An 18,138-nucleotide genomic window follows, 5' to 3' on the forward strand; every position below is an offset into this window, starting at 1 on the left:
ATTTTTTTAAACAGAAGTTGAAGCTAAATTGATAGTTTGAGTCGGTTGCCAAATAGCTGAGTCACGATGTGTCACAAAAATAACCGTAGAAGAAAGAGCACGTATCGTTGCAACAATTTCCTGCTCAGTCTCTTCATCCAAAGCAGAGGTTGCTTCATCAAGTATTAAAATTGGCGCATTTTTGAGTAATGCTCGCGCAATTGCGACCCGCTGACGTTCACCACCGGACAATGCGGTGCCTTGTTTACCCACCGATTGATTAATTCCTTCTGAACTGCGGTCAATTATTGCCCCTAGTGCGGCATCTCTTGCAGCCTTTTCTATCTCATCATCAGTTACATCAGATTTTCCTAAACGGATATTTTCAGCGAGTGTACCTGTGAACAAAATAGGTTCTTGCGTGACATAAGCGATATTCGAGACAAAATCTTCATATTTCATTTGATTAAGAGCTATGCCACCCAGGGTAATTTTTCCTCTTTGTGGATCATCAAACCTTGTAAGCAATTCAAGTAAAGTACTCTTACCACTACCGCTTGGTCCGGTAACCCATACTCTGCTCCCCGATGCGATGTCGAGAGATATATTTTCAATTGCTGGCGCATAGCTAACGTCTTGTATCGAAATATGATGGCCAGTAGGAATTTGAGGGTATAATGGCTCAGGCAACTCAGGTGGATGGGTGATCTGATTAAAATTGCGCAGTGCGGCAAACAAATCATTGATATGCAACCCTGCGGTAGCAAGTTCACCTAACGGCGCTGCTGAACGTCCAATTAAGACGAGTAATGCCAATACCAAAGCAGCATGATTGACTCCAACGATCACCAGATATGTTGCCATCCCTGCAATGGGTAAAACACTTGCCAAGGTTGCAACAAAACTTGCAAATGCAGCAGCACGGTTGATCCGTACTAATGTCTCTTCTTGCTCTTCCCAACGATGTTCTAGCCTTTGGACCGCACGTTCTGGTCCCGCGGCTGTGCGTAATAACTCAACATGATCAACCAATTCCAACGTTGCTTGTGAAGCAGCTAAATCGGCAGTATTACGTTTTTTATCAATATGCATGAGTGCACGTTGTGCTAGGAATTGAGCAAATAAAGAGAGTAAAAGTAAGCCTAAAGCGACAAATGCTACGCCTGCTCCGGCAAGCATGCCTATTCCTATTGTGAGAAACAAAGGCATAAAAGGCGCATGTAAAAAGGTTTGCAATTGATGAGCAGGAATACTCATAAACCCAGGAATTCCCTGTCCAGCAATCGTCTTAATCTGAGCACGCTGTTCATTGGTAAACCAAGAGAGCTTAGCACGAGCTAAAGATTTGCCTAACTCAGCAAATAGGTCCCCTGCTAAACGCACACCCGTGAGGAAGCCAGCACGAGTGACTATAACTGTCACTAATATTGCTACAATTGCACTGATGAGAACCCAGCTTGGTGACCATTGATTGACAATTGCAAATGCCAATACTGTATATGCGATTGCTTCAATTGCTGCAACAATGATCCATCCGATACCAACAATAATTAATTTTTGTTTTGCTGCACGAGGAAGCATCGAAAAAATCTGATCTTTATTTAATTTAGCAGCAGTATTCATAAAGATTTCCCTGAGTCAGTTGGGCCGTTAAGCACTAACCTGCTGTCGGCATGAGCAGCTAAGACAAGATCATGAGTGACCATGACGATAGTTTTATTCTGGTTTTTAGCTAAGTCGCTTAATTCCAATATTATTTTTGTCGCATTGGTCTGGTCGAGTGCGCTCGTTGGCTCGTCTAATAAAATAATAGGAGCTGAAGATAAAAACGCACGCGCTATTCCTAGGCGCTGTTTTTCACCGCCTGAAAGTAAAGTTGCATCTGCATTTAAATCTACTTTTAATTGGGCCTTGAGTAATGCCTGCTCAAGTTGTTCATCATTTGCATTAACGGCAGATAAGGACAAGTTTTCTCTTACTGTGGTCGGTAATACATCTCCACCTTGTGGAATAAACAAAACCTTTTCATGTCTTAGTTTTTCATGTAATTGCAAAATATCTGTTTTTGCTAATTGAACGACACCTTCTTGCAATACAGCGAACCCAGCAAGTGCTCGCAGTAAGGTTGTTTTTCCAACTCCACTTGGCCCTGTAATTGCAGTCATTGAATTTTTTGGAAATGAATAACTTAATCGATCCAATACTTTTTGATTTTCAATTGCAAAGCTTGCATTCACTATTTCAAGTGTTACATCTTGCTCAATCTGTTGTAGATTGCCCGATGAGAGTACTGGCTCTTTTAAGAATGCAGATAAACGACTAGCTGCAGCTCGCCCAGCAGCGACATAATCAAGACCATGCCCTAAACGTAGTGAAGGTGTCACGATGGCCAAACTAAAGAAAAGTGTTGCAGCCAAGGTCATGCTGTCGTATTGATAAGCTACAAAATAGGCTATGGCAAAGGTTGCAACAGCTTGTAGTAATGCAGTGGCAACAGCAGCAAGTGTTGCCACTTTACTCACCCAAGACACCATATTTTGAGTGAAATTTTGTGCTGCTTGAGTATAGGCTGTTAAAGCGCCAGATTGTTGCCCATATATTCGGTTATCACGAATGCCGCGCGCATAGTCATCAGCAGAACCAATAATATCTAACATGACCTGCATACGCGCAGCGCCATCCCGTTTTGATACATGGGGAACAATAATTAAATAATAGAGTGAAGCTATTGCACCAGGTAATAATACCCAAAGGGCCATCGGGCCAACCAACACAACTAATAAAACAATAGAAACTAAAGGGATTACAGCAAAAATCGCAATTTCCGACGGTAAATGCGCCACCATATGGTGTAAGGTTGCGATATCGTCGGAAACCAATCGTTTTAAGCTTTGGTCACCCTGTTTTGATAGGGTTGTGGTCGGTAACCGAATTAAATGATGAGCAATTTGACGACGTAATCGTGCCGAAAATCCAGCCTCTGCATCATGCACTAACCATGAAGCTAGTGCTGCCAATGCTGCCCCAACTATCCAAAAAACCGCTGAAAAGATCACCCAATAAGAAGATAAATAACCAATCAACTGAATCATGCCCCACAGGGCAGTTAAAATAGCTAAACCTGAAAATACGGCAGCAAGCGTTCCTGCAAATAATTTAGGAAATGCTGGCTTGAGTGCAGGTGCCAAGGAAGAGTCTGTCATCAGATGAGATAACTTTAAATCAGACATGCTTATCTCTCTTTATATTCATAGAAAAAGCGGTACTTAAAATAAAATCTCGCTTCAATTGACCGGCAAGAATTGCTATTTTCGGCTTTAAAAAAGCATGAATAAGAAAATCATATAAAAAGTATTTTTTTAAAAACTTTAATTGCATCAAAAAATTCCTAACCACCCTATCAAAATATTTTTAGATCATTTTCTAGACTGTAAAAATTAATATGGATTTGTCTAAATCATTCTGGTTGATATGACTAAAAACCAACTGTACGTTTAGAGGCACCTTGTAGATCAAAAATAACGTCATCAATTAAGTTATCAATCTGACGTGTATCTCGGTGATGTGCCGTAGTAATTAAATGAGCCATATTTCCAGAGGTTGCCAGATAATGCTTTTTCCAGATGTGCTCTGAAGGACACGGAAATACCACAGTGATTGAATTCGGATTCCGCCAAGCAGGAATGCCCACTGCTTGAAAGCGATCAACTGCGTACTGGGCCATTTTTAGACAATGTTGAATTCTCTGCCGTCTTTGTAAATTGGTTTGGCTACGTATTGCCGCCCACATCAACAAGACAGTATGGCCATTGCGAGAACCACTAATGGTTTGATCACGTGTAGAGATATAGTCAACATCTACCGATATACGCTCTACATTTTGGCGTTTGGCCACAACAATGCCACACGGAATCGGTGAACCAATCATTTTATGACCAGACACACAGATCGAGTCGATGCCATGAGCAAAGGAAAACGCTTGAGGATGATCAACAAAAGGTAAAATCATGCCACTCAAGGCAGCATCGGCATGAATATAATAATCTCGGCGCATGATTCCGATTTGCGCTAAGCGCTCTTGAATTATTTCAATATCATCAATTGCGCCGGTCATGGTCGTACCAATATTTGCAAAAATAATGGGATGACTTTCTTTATTGGTTTTTATTTTACGGATTAAATCATCATAGTCGATTTCACCATTATCCAATGATTCGATCACACAAGATTTCATCTGCAATAATTTGGCGATTTTTCCCACCGAATAATGCGTATCTTTTGAGTAATATAATGTGGAATCAGGAAATAGCTCACGCGCCAGATAGCAGCCAAACATATTACCTTCTGTGCCACCATTGGTTACGTATCCCCAGCTTTCTTCAAAGGGAATTTGAAAAATTTCAGCAAAATACGCCATCACATCTTTTTCAAAATCAAAAGAATTCAATGCGTAATTGCTATAGTCTTTCCAATCACCACAATTATTAATAGAGAATTTGAAAAAACGGAATAAAGCGGAATAATCAAAATCTGCAGATTCAGGATATCCAATATTGAAGTATTGATGTTTTAAACAGTAATTCCAGAATGTCTCTATTCTCTCTTGATCAGCAGGCGATAAAATCATTTTTTGCTCCGTTAATATGACGATTACAAGTCGTCTAAGGAGTCGCTATCAAAGATATAAATTTTATGTATAAATTTAGCGACCAGGATTTGTCGTATGCCTTATGATGGCAACCCTCTACCCTGCAATCCTTTGCCGTGCATCAACCAATGACCACCAATTTGATAAAGTGGGTGTGCGTCCTAATTCTTCAAAACTAATATTGATTCCCTGTGCTTTGAGTTCCGAAGAAAACTGCATAATTCGTAATGAGTCCAATCCATAAAGAATCAGGTTTTCTTCTGGATCTAATTCATCTTCTTCAATAAGCTGCTGGACCTTTTGCTCTAGCCAAGGTCGTGTAATGCCTGTTGCCACCTGTCCCACTACAGATTCGGTATCCACGACTTGACCGCAACGTGAAGATACATATTTCAAAGCTAAGCGGTGTTCTTCTTCTGAAAAATCGGCAACTGCATCTCCAACAAGAAAGGGTTGTATGTCACTCATAAAAGCTTCAATTGCCGTAACCATACAACCGATATGGGCATAGACACCGCCAATAATGAGCTGATCACGATTCCAGTTTTGCATTCTTTCAAGCAAATCCGAACGTTTAAACGCGCTATAACGCCATTTCGTTAAAACAATGTCATGTTCAGCAGGAGAAAGTTGATCAATAATTTTTTGCTGATCGATTGTTGAGGCTGGCAAACCCGGTCCCCACATCGCATTCAGTAATGCTCGATCTGCCGCTGGCTGTTCATAAGGCTGTGCTGTATAGACAACAGGAACATTGTTCTGATGTGCCCAAGTTCTTAGTTGAACTAAATGATTAACAACCGTTTTAATTAATTCACTTTCAGCATCGTAAAAATTTAAAAAGTAGCGCTGCATATCATGAATTAATAAAACTGCTCGAGAAGGATCTAACTGCCAGTCTGTTTTATTATTTGGATAACTCTCTCTTTCGGGCATGAGATAAGTAGAAATTTTTGAAATAGCCATATGCTGCTCAATATTTATTAAGATGTTGTAGATGTATTTAAAATGCTGCGAAGTTGTTTTTTGTCCACCTTACCGACTGCGGTCAGTGGCAAACTTTCGATTAATTTGATCTGGTCTGGAAGTTTGTATTGTGCAATGCCTAACTCCATGAGATGGCGTCTGAGCACAACAGCTTTAAGTTCAGGATTTCGAGAAACAATAAAGGCACAACTCTTTTCACCAAATTGTTCATCAACAATTGCGACCAAAGCTGCGTGCATAACTTCCGGATGTAGAAGAATAAGTTTTTCTATTTCTTCCGAAGCAATCTTTTCACCACCACGGTTAATCTGGTCTTTAATTCTTCCTACTACACGTAAATTACCATCCGAAGTACGCTGCACGAGATCGCCTGAATAGTAATAGTTGTCCTCATCAAAGACCTGTGAATTATGTTCAGGGCTTTGGTAATAACCACAGAAGGTATAAGGACCACGAGTCGCAAGCATTCCTATTTCACCTTCCGGAACTTCTTTATACTGTTCATCCACAATTTTGATTTCATCATCAGAACTGATAGGACGCCCTTGGGTCGTAAAGATTTGCTCGTCGGAGTCATCGAGTCTGGTGTAATTGACCAAGCCTTCGGCCATTCCAAATACTTGTTGTAATTTACAATTGAGGATTTCAGGAACTTGACGGGCTAAAGATTCAGGGAAACTTGCTCCCCCCACTTGAAGCAACTCTAAAGACTGGATTTGATCTTTATATTGCGCGGCTTTTTCTAGCCACATAATGACAGCACTCGGCACTAAAGATGCCATATTGATTTGATGTCTTTGAATAATAGAGAAGCAATTGAGCGGTTCAGGATTTGGTGCCATCACAACACATCCACCTGCATGTAAAACACCTAATGCACCAGGTGAACTCAACATAAAGTTATGAGGAGCTGGTAGAGCGCACAATAACCGGGTATTTGAGTTTAAACCGCAAATCTCGGCACTGGCCCGCACACTATAGTCATAGTCATTATGCGTGCGTGGAATAAGTTTTGGTGTTCCCGTACTTCCACCTGACAACTGAAAGAAAGCAACTTCATCAGCAGGTGTAGATGAAAAATCGACTAAGGTCTTTGCTGGTGTTTCAATCCAGTCTAATAGTCCGAAATCGGTAGCTTGATGATTGAGCATCAAAATAATTTCAGGACTTAAATTTACTTCATGAAGTGAGTCAATAAATTGATTATTGCTAAAGACTTCATGCTGACGCGAACCAATTAAAAGCTTAGGTTTAATCTGTTTAATAAAGGCATTTAGTTCATATTGGCGATGGCTATATAGCGCATTGAGCACAACCACGCCTGCTTTAAGCAAGGCAAAAAAGACAATATAAAACTCCGCAACATTGGGAAGTTGTACTAAAGCAGTATCACCCTTGCCCAAGCCTTTTTCAGCTAGTCGAGTAGCTAAATTTGTTGATAGCCGGTCCAGCTCGATATAACTCAACTGACGCTCACCACAAATAATTGCTGGCGAATGCGGATGCGATTGAACCCCTACCGTTAAAATGCGCGTCAAAGGTTGGTCACTCCAATAACCTTTATTTCGATAGTGTTGCGCTCTCTCGGGAGACCAGCGAACAAACTCAATCAACTGATTTTTCATGACATTCTAAATATTCAATTTAATTTAATGGTTATCAAGCTATTGATTCTTCGTAAATTTTCTTACTTCTCGGCATAAATATTTAATTTGAATACCGACAAAAGAAAACTCTTAAGACGGACAAGCTATATATTCACAGCAAAATTGGAAATGATTAACAAATGCAACTGGTAATCATTTTCATTTGTTTGTATGATGCTGAAACAAGATTAATTTGTCAACCGAGTTATCGTTCAATGTGTGAATTAACTTCGATGCAAGCGGCCTGCTGGTTTGGTCGCTCTGGCAACGCAACTTTAGGTGGGGTTGCTGCCCACCTCTATGCAGAATTTGACGGTCAATTTATTGATCTACAAAAATTACATTTAGCACTTCAACGACTTTATAAAGAACACACTATTTTGAGATTAAGTTTGAGCGCCGATGGCATCGCAAACATCATGTCTGAGAAGGCTCAACAGATATTAGAAGTCGATGATTTTTCAAACCTTAGCGATCATCAAATTGAGCAAATGCTCATGCAGAAACGTGAGCAATGGACCCATCAAAAACTTGATTTAAGTCAGGGCCAGACTGCAAGATTTTCTGTAAGTGTTCTTAAAAATAATATTTTTCGTTTTCATATAGATACGGACATGATTGCTATAGATCCGTCCAGTTTTTTGAACTTGATGGAAGATCTTTCTTTGTTTTATGAAGACCCAGAAATATCATTCTCCCGTCCGCCTAATTTTTTTGACTGGTATCAAAAAATACGGACAGACCCTGACCTAAAAAAATTAAACCAACGAGACCGCTTATGGTGGAAACAACGTCTGCCTCATATTAGCCCTGCTCCGTCTCTACCTTTCATTCATCAAGAATTCAAAACAGCAAAAAGTGATCGTTTAAGTATTTGGTTATCGCCAAAAGAACGAAAAACATTACAACAACTTGCTAGAGAACAACACATTACCGTGACCAACCTGATATTAGGTTTATTTGCCTATACGCTTGGTCATGCAACCAAAGATCACAGCTTCCGATTAAATATTCCTACTTTTTGGCGTGAGCCGGTTTTAAAAAATGTCGAAGGCACTATTGGCGATTTTGCTAATTTAGTCATCCTTGATGTCGATATGAAAGGGACAACAACCTTAGCCGCATTCTGCAAACAAATAGCAAATCAAATGCTTGAGTTATTAGAGCATTCACATTATTCGGGTGTGAATGTTCTACGTGACCTGTCTCGTTATCATGGTAGTGCACAGATTGCTCCTGTGGTATTTACAGCAGCACTTGACTTAGAAAATGATAATTTACTTTCCGAACGTGTCCGCCGTGTTTTTGGCTCAATGAATTGGGTCATTTCACAAGGGCCACAAGTTGCACTTGATGCACAAGTTGCTCATGTAGATGACGGTATTTTAGTTAACTGGGACATCCGTTTAGATGCTCTACCCAAAGAATGGATCACGAATTTATTTAAATCTTTCATTCATTTACTTAAAAATCTTGCAGCGCACCCTGAACAACTTAATACACAAATTATAAGCCCAGCCCAAAATACCTCATCAGATCGTACGTCTCAAAAATCATTAAACGCGTTACAGCAAGCCTACCTATTAGGCCGAACTCAAGCCCTTCCTTTAGGTGGTGTTGCCATGCAAGAGTTTAGGCAGTATCACGGCGAAATGGATATTGTTTTATTAAAACAGCGATTGACAGAAATGGTACGGCGGCATGACAGCTTACGAACCTATATTGATAAAAATAGGTTAATACAATATGTAAGCGATCAAGTGAGTGTCAATTTAAAAGAAATAGACCTAACTACATGGGAACCTGAACGTACATCTCACCACATCGAGTCCTATAAAAATAGTTATACGCATGAGCTATTTGATTTAAATCAGCCGCCTTGGAATATCACGGTTTTTTTATTAAAAAATAATCTACTAACGATTTTTGTCCGCTTTGATGCATTAATTTTAGATGGCCGATCTATAGCTTCACTTATGTTAGAGCTATTCGACGGACAACAACATGATATCCAAACACAAATAGAAGAAAATGAAGTGGAAAATAGCTTGTCTGTTCATCAGACAGATATGGCTTACTGGGAAAGAAAATTTTCTAAATTATCGTCTATTCCAACACTTCCTTGGAAAACACCCTTACAACATTTACCGACTTCACTTTACCAACGTAACAGTCTAATTATAGAAAAAGATCAATTTAAACAGTTGTCTAAAATTGGAGCGAAACATTCACTGTTTAAAAACTCAGTCATCATGGCGATTATTTTGGAAGGGCTATCTCATTGGAACACTGACAAATCTCTATGTGTTGCTGTTCCTACACTTCCCCTCTATGCCGGACCATTTTCCAATAGTTCTACGTTTATTGCTGTTGAGTGGAAAACTTCAGATCAATTTGCTGAACAAGCAAACCGTTTGCAAACTGAAGTTTTAGAGGGTTTACAGCATCTTTCATTTTCAGGCGTTGATCTCGCTCGACTATTATTTGAAAAAGTTGGCACTGCTCCAGTATTACCGATTGTAATTACAAATGGTTTGTCATGGCCTGTATTATCTGAATCTCATCCTATTCAGCAACTAGATGGCCTTACTCAAACACCTCAAGTTGCAATTGATATTCGCTTTAGCACAAGAAATGACGGCGCTTTGATTTTCGATATTGATTATGCCCAAGAAGCATTTCCTCCCCACATGATTGACGATTTCTTGGATGCGCTACAACTGGCAATCAAGCAAATTATTGACTCAGAAATATTCAGTTTTGATCTCAGTAATTTTTTAAGTGAGCTTCAAAATAAACGACCATATTTTAAGAATAATGAGTCCAATCATTCATCTATACCACTTGAAAATAATGCTAAACAGCAAAATCAACTACTTGATATTTATTTAGAAGTGATAGGTCACACGCCAAATAAGGAAGTGGACAACTCAACTCATTTTACTCATCTCGGGCTGCGTCCACATCATTTAAAGGTCGTTTCAAAACGTATCAATGAAACATACGCGATTCAGCTCTCACCTGTTCAACTTATTCAATGTCGCAATATTGCTGATGTAGAGAAACTACTAACACCACATTAATTCGTATTTTTAACTTTCATAACTTTGGAAACAGATAAAGTATAAACATGAAAAAAATAGATATTACCGGAATTGGTATTGGGCCATTCAACTTAGGTTTAGCTGCTCTTTTGTCTCATCATCCCGAAATCAAAAGTGTATTTTTAGAACGCAAACCAGAATTTCGATGGCATGAAGGGCTGCTATTGCAAGGCACGACATTACAAGTCCCTTTCTTTGCCGACTTGGTTACTATGGCCAATCCCTGCCATCCATTAGGCTATATTAATTATTTACATCAACATGATCGCTTACATCAGTTTTATTATTACGATAGTTTTTTAATTCCACGCCGTGAATACGACCATTATTGCCGTTGGGCTTCAAAACAATTACCTGATTGTCGATTTGGAGAAAACGTAAGTCATGTGGAATATGACGCCAAGCTCGATAAATTTATTATAGAAAGTGAATCAGCTTCGGGCGAAAAACAAAAATATATAAGCCAAAATCTGGCGATTGGTATTGGGACTAAACCTCGAATTCCTACGTGGCTTGAAACATGCAAACACCCTTTAGTAAAACATTCTGCGGAGTTTGCGAAAATTCAGGAACAACTCAAACAATGTAAACAAGTCACGGTTATTGGCTCAGGCCAGAGTGCAGCAGAATGTGTGCTTGCTTTATTTAATTCACTTACACCAGAACAAGTAAAAGCAGGTGCATCTATTCGTTGGATCACACGTTCTGCCGGCTTTCACCCGATGGAATATTCTAAACTTGGACAAGAGTGCTTTACCCCTGCATATATGCAATATTTCCAAAGCCTGCCTAGAGATAAACGCCGCGATATTGCTGCTAGTCAGGGCCTGATCTATAAAGGGATTAGCTTCTCAACCATTGGCGATATATATGATGTGCTTTATGAGCGTTCAGTGGCAGGTGAGAAATCCGGTTTAAGCTTATACACAAGCTGTGAGGTTGAATCGGTTGAAGAACTTGAATCGGGTTCTCTGCGTTTAACCTGTTTGCACACCCAACTCGATCAACGTTGCGAATTAGAAACTGATGCCCTTGTCGCAGCTACAGGCTATGTTCATGATTGGCCTGAATGGTTCCAAAATATGAAGGGTTCTATTTTAGCTGTTGATGATAAAAATGATTGTATTGTTCAAGAAGACTTTACCGCTTTACGTTGTGATCAGGGACAAGGTCGAATTTTCATTCAAAATGCCGAGATTTTTCAGCAAGGTGTAGGTTCTCCTGACTTAGGAATCGGAGCAACCCGAAACTCAGTGATTATTAATCAATTACTGGGGCGTAATGCTTATCGAATTCCTAAACAGTCTTCTTTCCAGCACTATGGTTTACCAAAATAAAATATGAATATTATAAAAAAACCCGCGATTGCGGGTTTTTTTATTCGGTTGAAGATTACAACAAATTAAAAGTCATATGATACAGATAGCATATACGTTCTTGGTGCGCCTAAAGCCAAATTCGTCAATTGTGGCTGTGCCCAATACGCTTTGTTGGTTAAGTTGTAGATATTGGCACGGAAAGTCACTGGGTGGTTCTCGACTTTCGTGCTATAGCGTGCGCCAACATCTAAGAGCGTACGCCCAGGTACGGACAAGGTATTTTCTGCATTAATATATTGCTTGGAAACTGCATTGATATTTCCTGATAAGGTTAAAGTCCCTTGTGCTACTTGAGTATCCCACTCTGCTCCAAGCTTAGCCTGATTTTTTGGCACAGCAACTGCTGTATGACCATCGTTTACTCCACTCTTAGTCTTGGTAAGTTCAGGATCAAGATAGGTAAAGCCACCCATTAAACGCACATGTTCAATCGGTGAACCAAAGAATGACCATTCAACACCACGATTTCGTTGTTCTCCATCCGAAACAAAAGTAGATAAGTTATTCACAAGCTTTGAAGGATCTAAATAACTATTTGGTTTGGTAATTTCAAATGCACTCAATGTATGAGCAAATGTCCCCAAATCAACCTTCAAACCAAGTTCCTGTTGTTTGGTTTTTTGAGGAGGAAATATTTCCCCTGGATTTGATGCATTTGCAGGCGCCTGATCACCCTTTGTCAAACCTTCAATATAGTTTGCATAAACAGAAATTTTATCATTCGCTTTAATCAGTAAGGCGACACCAGGCGTGGTTGCTGATTTAGCATTTTCAGGTAATGTATTAACAGAACTTGTTGCTTTTACATTCTGATGACGAAGTCCTAAAGTCAACTGTACTTTATCTTGAGCAAACGACAATGTATCGGCTAAACCAAAGCTAGAGGTAGAGAGTGTCGAATGAAATAGAAACGGCGGTGTAAACTCCGGTTTAGGCCCCCAATTTGGATTTGGATCATAAATATTCGTAATAACAGGCTTACTAAAACCTGGGATAATTCTATAACCATAATCATCTTGTGCATGATTATAGTAGGTTGCATTGGCGACCCATTGATGTTTCACAGGCCCCGTCTCAAACTTACCTTTAAAACCAGCATCTGCTGATTTTTTATCGACGTCAAAAGCAAGTTGTCCAAGTGTTGAACTCAGTGTTCCAGTGCTACTCGTAATCGTTCCTGCACTTGCCCCATTATATTTATATTGGGTTGTACTTTGTCCATAAGCCGCATATGCCATTAACTGATCAGAAAAATCATATTCGCCACGAATCATGGCACCTTTATCTTTGGTTTCAACAGAGCCCCAATCCGGACTAAGTAAGGTATCCGCTTTCGGTGGTTTCGGAATTCCAACTGCAGTAGAGACGTTAACACCACGTGTTACACCATCAACATGATCTAAGGCATCGTAAGCATCAACAAAAACACGTGCTTTTTCACCTTGCCAATCTAAGCCAAGCGAAAATAAACGACTTTCTTTCGACTGATCATTAACTGCTGCATCACCATCTCGATACATCCCATTGATACGAACGCCGAATTCTTTATTTTCACCAAATCTTCTCCCAACATCGACATGTCCACCAAACTGGGCATCCGACATATAAGTTGTGGTCAATCGTGCAAACGGTTCATCAGCCGCATATTTGGTCACCAGATTTACCGTTCCACCCACCGATCCTGCTGGCGGCATCCCATTTAACAAAGCGGAAGGACCTTTCAACACCTCAACACGGCTAAACATTTCCGGAGAAGTTCGATAAAACGGTGTGATACCAAAAAGTCCGTTCATTGACATATCATTCGTGCTCGAAGCATATCCACGAATATAATAGTTTTCACTCCAACCACCACTTGCACCGTTGGTATATATCGATGGATCAGTTGCTGCAATCACTTCTGTAATATCTTTTGCCTGTTTATCTTCGATATATTTATCGGTATAACTAATCGTATTAAATGGCGTATCTAGAAATTTTTTACTACCGAGAAATCCAACATTGCTTGATGTTGCAACTTGTCCACCTGCATAAGTATCGTCTTGTTCAGCTTTTACAGTAATTGCTGGTAAAGCTGCTACATTTGTTTGAGCAGCTTGTTGTTGTTGTAAAGTTTTTGTTGAATTATCAATAACAGCAGCATAGGTATTTGATGCACATAGAACAAATACCGTGCCTAATGCATAGCCTAATCGAAGGGCCATTTGTGCAGATGCAATACCATTTAATACAAAAGAACGGTGATTAATTCTTTGATCATTCCCACTTTTAAAATTACGGTTATCGCTAACGTTGTTCATTGAAAGACCTTTAATGTTGTGATTCATTTTTTATTAACTATCTGCTTAAAATACAAAGCAAAATAGTGAAAATTTATGCTGTAAAATTTGATTAAGTGATGTGCCCAAAAATTTATTGGTAGCCTTTTTTTACATCTTCCATCACTATTTTGAGCGAGGTTGGGCTTGCAGCCGTGGTGTACCACGCATCGGCATCGACAAAAATGACACGACCGTTTTTCCACGCTTTGGTTTGACGTAATAATGGATTTTCAACACTGGCGGCATTAATTTTTGAGCGATGTTCCATCACAGCAGTTCGGTCCACGATATAGAGAATATCTGGGTCCGCTTTTTTGATGAATTCACTCGAAATTGGTTGTCCATGTAGACTTGTATCCATCACACCACTTGCAGGCTTTACTCCAAAAGCATTAAAAATAAAGCCATAGCGTGACTGAATACCAAAATTACTAAATGCCCCATTGTTATGAAGAACGACTAACGCTCTTTCTGGGCGATTGGCCGTTACGGCTTGTACTTGCTTCACCTGTTGATCAAGTTCAGAAACTTTCTGGCGGGCTAAATCTTCTTTATTAAATATTTTTCCCAAGGTCATCATATGGTCTTTAACCAGACCAATATGATTACTCTCGCTATTGTTGAAATTAATATCGTAATGAATGGTCGGGGCAATTTTGGACAGTTCCTGATACTGATTAACGTGTAATGGCGTCATCAAAATCAGGTCTGGCTTTAATGCATATATCCGTTCCATATTGGGCTGTACAATTGCACCCAAATCCTGAATTTGCGCATCTTTTTTATATTTTTCCAAAAAGTGTGGAACATAATCTTTTGGCATTCCCATAATCGGGACATTGAGTTGATCTAGAAAGTCAGCTTCATTCATATCAAGTACCGCAACGCGTTGCGGTAGATGATCTATCACCGTAGTTCCAAGCGCATGTTTTACCGTAATCGGTTCTGCGAGCTTCTGAGAAGCTTGAGTGGTATCTGCAACTTTTTGATCACATGCTTGTAGAGTGACAGCTGCCGCTATGATGAGGGCGACTCCCCCATACTTTTTCTTCCAGTTCATATGTATTCAAGCTCCAGATGAGTTGAAGTAATTACACATACAGCCACGCTCACTGTATGTAATTTCAAAATCAAGCTCGTACAGATCATTTAATTGCGCCTCTGTAATCACTTGTTCGGTTAACCCACTGAAATGAAGCTTGCCGTTCTTCAGCGCGACAATATGATCCGAATAATTCGTGGCAAAATTGATGTCATGAATGACTAAAATCACAGTGCGCCCTTGTTCATCGCATAAGCGCCTGAGTGCGCGCATAATTTGAACGGCATGTTTCATATCAAGGTTATTTAAGGGTTCGTCTAATAAAAGTACGTCTGTTTGCTGTGCGATCGTCATCGCCAAAAAGGCCATTTGCCTTTGGCCACCACTAATTTCATCGATGTAAGATTTGCGCAGCGGCTCTAAAGAAAGAAACTCAATCGCCTCATCAACCACCTGACGATCTTGCTCGGTTAAAACACCACGGCTATAGGGAAAGCGTCCAAATGAAACCAGCTCTTCTACGGTTAAGCGCAAATTAAAGCCGGGTGCTTGACGTAAAGTCGCGACATGCTTGGCGTAAACAGCGGTTTTAATATCCGCAATATTTTGATGATTAAGAAAAATCTCGCCTTTATCTGGCTCAATTAAACGTGCCATCATCATGAGCAAAGTCGATTTTCCAGCTCCATTTGGACCAATGAGTGATGTCACCTGACCTGTAGGAAATTCAACATTTACGTCAGTCAGTACTGGCTTATTTCCATATGACTTATTGATATTCTTGACATGAATCATGCAACACCTCGGGTACGAACCGTCAGCGCAAGGAAATAAATGCCACATACCAGATTGACCAAAATGCTGACGGTCGTTTTGTAATTAAAAACGTGCTCAACTAAAATTTGAGCAGCAATAAATATGGCAATCGTGATGGCACAGCCCATGGGCAGCGTTAATTTATGCTTATAACTTCTTGCTAGTGCATAAGTAATGTTGGCAATGAATACGCCCATAAATACTGTCGGGCCAATGAGACTGGTAGATACCGCAACCAAAATAGCGATTAGAGCTAAATAGAAACTGACATAACGGTGATGATGAATGCCTAATGAAATGGCTTGCTCACGCCCTAAAACCAGAACATCCAAAACAGGGAGTGCTTTTCTACCGAGGAATAGAACAATGACTACGGCTACACTGGCATAAAATAAAGTTTCTGGTTGAGAGCGATTAAACGAAGCATAGCTAAGGCCTTGGAAAACAGAAAATTCACCAGGATTAATTTTGAGTTGAATAAATTGAGTAACCGTCCCGACGACCATCGTAAGGACTAAACCTAAAAGCAACAGGAGAAACACATCATTTCTGCCATATGGCAATAACCACTTATGGATTACCCACGAATAAAGCAGCATTAAAACGATTGAGATAAAGAAATTACCATTTACCCCTAACTGGCTTAATCCATGCGTTCCCCAAAAAAACAACAACAAAACTTGCCATAAGAGATAAATCGCTTCATAGCCCATAATGGAAGGGGTCAAAATACGATTACCGACCAGTGTTTGAAAAACAATCGAGGAAAAAGCAACACAAATACCGGCTATCACAATCGTGGCAAGACGCAGAAGTCGATTAGGAATGACGTAATCAAAATCTAACCCTGAGTTTAAAAATAAAAAACTTATTGCTAGGCAGATGACAATTAGATAAATCGTCCATAGCTTTGTAATACGCATTATCTGAATTCCCTCAAAATGAGGATGAGGAAAATAATTCCCCCCACACCACCTGCGGTAAGTCCAATTGGCACTTCAAATGGGTAAATAATCGAGCGACCAAGAATGTCGCAAACCAGTAATAGTGATGCCCCACCCAAAGCCACAATGGGCAAGGTTTTAGCTAAGTTTTCTCCGTATTTCAGTGCGACCAAATTGGGGACCACGAGCCCGACAAAAGGAATGGCACCAACAGTAATTACTGTGGTTGAAACTGTAATGGCAACCAGTATTAAACCAATGGCGGCTATAGCTGCATAACTAAGTCCCAAGCTAGAAGCCATCTCTTCACCCATACCAATCACGGTAAAGCGGTGTGCAAAAAGATAAGTCAGGACAACTATCGGAAAAATAATGTAAATAACTTCATAGTGGCCTTGGACAATTTTTGAAAAATCTCCTAAAAGCCACCCTTGCATACTTTGTAAAATATTAAAGCGATAGGCATAAAACTCAGCTAAGGCACTCAGTACACTGCCGTACATCAAACCAATAACCGGTACTAAAACCGTATTTCTAAAACGGATCCGGCGGATAATTGCGATATAAATTAAGCTGGCAATAAAACAAAAAATGATCGCAAATATCATTTTACTCAACGTGCTGGTTACCGGAACTAAAGTTAACGACACTAAAATTCCTAGCTTGGCAGCATCTAAACCGCCCGAAGTTTCTGGTTCAACAAACTTGTTACGCACAATATGCTGCAAGATGACACCACATACCGCCAACCCGATACCGGTAAGCACAATAGTGATTAAACGAGGGATACGGCTGGCTGTAAGAGTGAGCCAACTCTCATGAGAAAAAGAAAATAAGTTAGACCACTGTATTGGCTCAGCCCCGAGCAATAACGAACAAATACATAAAATGATAAAAATACAGAATAAGCCAAATCGCATCAGTGGCGTGCCCCACTTGAGCGTAATAAAGCCGATGCAAATCGCAAATTTAGTCCCATCAAACTAAAGCGAGGGAAAATCTGTTCAATATTTGATGGGCTTATTAACCTTTCATGATTGAATATTCTCATGAAAATTCCTCAATTTTATCGAGACAACAGAATCAGTTCCTTTTGAATAGGCAAAATCACAGCCCTATTCTGAGGATCGTTTTTTTCATCTTTAAATTATTTTTGCCGAACCAATTTCGAATTAAATAAATATTAATCAATTACTTATTATTTATTTTCTATTTTAAAAATTCGTCATTCTCAATTGGCACCATCTTCCTGCAAATAATAATCTTGATGTA

General features: G+C 39.8%; 12 protein-coding genes. 2 read left to right on the forward strand and 10 right to left on the reverse strand.

Translation table 11 applies throughout. The annotated features are described in order from the left end of the window. Positions 1–6 precede the first annotated feature (6 nt). The 5 genes from barB to basE form a co-directional block, all read right to left on the reverse strand. Positions 7–1,602 carry an acinetobactin export ABC transporter permease/ATP-binding subunit BarB gene (barB, locus tag ACO6UW_RS01410; protein ID WP_057062068.1) on the reverse strand — a complete coding sequence of 532 codons (1,596 nt, stop codon included), beginning with the start codon at positions 1,600–1,602 and terminating at the stop codon, positions 7–9. Next, complete coding sequence (gene barA, locus ACO6UW_RS01415; protein ID WP_057062069.1) at positions 1,599–3,209, reverse strand: acinetobactin export ABC transporter permease/ATP-binding subunit BarA; 1,611 nt, start codon at positions 3,207–3,209, stop codon at positions 1,599–1,601. Before barA ends, barB begins: the two co-directional genes overlap by 4 nt. 245 nt (positions 3,210–3,454) lie before the next feature. Then, a complete protein-coding gene (gene basG, locus ACO6UW_RS01420; RefSeq protein ID WP_032063040.1) occupies positions 3,455–4,606 on the reverse strand; it encodes an acinetobactin biosynthesis histidine decarboxylase BasG in 1,152 nt (383 codons plus the stop codon). A 117-nt stretch (positions 4,607–4,723) separates the two neighbouring features. Continuing rightward, positions 4,724–5,593: an acinetobactin biosynthesis bifunctional isochorismatase/aryl carrier protein BasF gene (basF, locus tag ACO6UW_RS01425; RefSeq protein ID WP_001018264.1), complete on the reverse strand. Its 870-nt coding sequence runs from the start codon at positions 5,591–5,593 to the stop codon at positions 4,724–4,726. A gap of 17 nt (positions 5,594–5,610) precedes the next feature. Next, positions 5,611–7,239, reverse strand: a complete 1,629-nt coding sequence (gene basE / locus ACO6UW_RS01430) for a (2,3-dihydroxybenzoyl)adenylate synthase BasE (protein WP_057062070.1) — start codon at positions 7,237–7,239, stop codon at positions 5,611–5,613. Positions 7,240–7,400: 161 nt separating this feature from the next. On the opposite strand from basE, the gene basD reads away from it, so the two are divergent. Further along, the gene (gene basD, locus ACO6UW_RS01435) at positions 7,401–10,343 is read left to right on the forward strand and encodes an acinetobactin non-ribosomal peptide synthetase subunit BasD (RefSeq protein ID WP_057062071.1); all 2,943 of its coding nucleotides are present in this window, start codon (positions 7,401–7,403) and stop codon (positions 10,341–10,343) included. Between the two features lie 47 nt (positions 10,344–10,390). Then, a complete protein-coding gene (basC, locus tag ACO6UW_RS01440) occupies positions 10,391–11,701 on the forward strand; it encodes a putative histamine N-monooxygenase (protein WP_021511016.1) in 1,311 nt (436 codons plus the stop codon). 65 nt (positions 11,702–11,766) lie between these two features. Here the strand turns inward: basC and bauA are convergent, their stop codons facing one another. From bauA to bauD, 5 genes are all read right to left on the reverse strand, one after another. Then, positions 11,767–14,070 (reverse strand): TonB-dependent ferric acinetobactin receptor BauA, encoded by a 2,304-nt coding sequence (bauA, locus tag ACO6UW_RS01445; protein ID WP_057062072.1) that lies wholly within the window; start codon positions 14,068–14,070, stop codon positions 11,767–11,769. Positions 14,071–14,155: 85 nt separating this feature from the next. Continuing rightward, complete coding sequence (gene bauB / locus ACO6UW_RS01450) at positions 14,156–15,124, reverse strand: siderophore-binding periplasmic lipoprotein BauB (protein ID WP_057062073.1); 969 nt, start codon at positions 15,122–15,124, stop codon at positions 14,156–14,158. Between the two features lie 6 nt (positions 15,125–15,130). Continuing rightward, positions 15,131–15,901, reverse strand: coding sequence for a ferric acinetobactin ABC transporter ATP-binding protein BauE (bauE, locus tag ACO6UW_RS01455; protein ID WP_032004524.1), 771 nt, complete (start codon positions 15,899–15,901; stop codon positions 15,131–15,133). Then, positions 15,898–16,845 carry a ferric acinetobactin ABC transporter permease subunit BauC gene (gene bauC / locus ACO6UW_RS01460; protein ID WP_002118596.1) on the reverse strand — a complete coding sequence of 316 codons (948 nt, stop codon included), beginning with the start codon at positions 16,843–16,845 and terminating at the stop codon, positions 15,898–15,900. Before bauC ends, bauE begins: the two co-directional genes overlap by 4 nt. Beyond that, positions 16,845–17,786, reverse strand: a complete 942-nt coding sequence (gene bauD / locus ACO6UW_RS01465; protein ID WP_057062074.1) for a ferric acinetobactin ABC transporter permease subunit BauD — start codon at positions 17,784–17,786, stop codon at positions 16,845–16,847. Before bauD ends, bauC begins: the two co-directional genes overlap by 1 nt. Between the last annotated feature and the right edge of the window lie 352 nt (positions 17,787–18,138).

Source organism: Acinetobacter sp. JADD-222 (genome assembly GCF_049310645.1).

Bases quoted from the DNA above. Each gene is read 5' to 3' on its own strand.
- basC (WP_021511016.1), top strand. From the start codon at position 10,391: ATGAAAAAAATAGATATTACCGGAATTGGTATTGGGCCATTCAACTTA.
- bauD (WP_057062074.1), bottom strand. From the start codon at position 17,786: ATGCGATTTGGCTTATTCTGTATTTTTATCATTTTATGTATTTGTTCG.
- bauE (WP_032004524.1), bottom strand. From the start codon at position 15,901: ATGATTCATGTCAAGAATATCAATAAGTCATATGGAAATAAGCCAGTA.
- basF (WP_001018264.1), bottom strand. From the start codon at position 5,593: ATGGCTATTTCAAAAATTTCTACTTATCTCATGCCCGAAAGAGAGAGT.
- bauC (WP_002118596.1), bottom strand. From the start codon at position 16,845: ATGCGTATTACAAAGCTATGGACGATTTATCTAATTGTCATCTGCCTA.
- barB (WP_057062068.1), bottom strand. From the start codon at position 1,602: ATGAATACTGCTGCTAAATTAAATAAAGATCAGATTTTTTCGATGCTT.
- basG (WP_032063040.1), bottom strand. From the start codon at position 4,606: ATGATTTTATCGCCTGCTGATCAAGAGAGAATAGAGACATTCTGGAAT.
- basD (WP_057062071.1), top strand. From the start codon at position 7,401: ATGCAACTGGTAATCATTTTCATTTGTTTGTATGATGCTGAAACAAGA.
- barA (WP_057062069.1), bottom strand. From the start codon at position 3,209: ATGTCTGATTTAAAGTTATCTCATCTGATGACAGACTCTTCCTTGGCA.
- basE (WP_057062070.1), bottom strand. From the start codon at position 7,239: ATGAAAAATCAGTTGATTGAGTTTGTTCGCTGGTCTCCCGAGAGAGCG.
- bauB (WP_057062073.1), bottom strand. From the start codon at position 15,124: ATGAACTGGAAGAAAAAGTATGGGGGAGTCGCCCTCATCATAGCGGCA.
- bauA (WP_057062072.1), bottom strand. From the start codon at position 14,070: ATGAATCACAACATTAAAGGTCTTTCAATGAACAACGTTAGCGATAAC.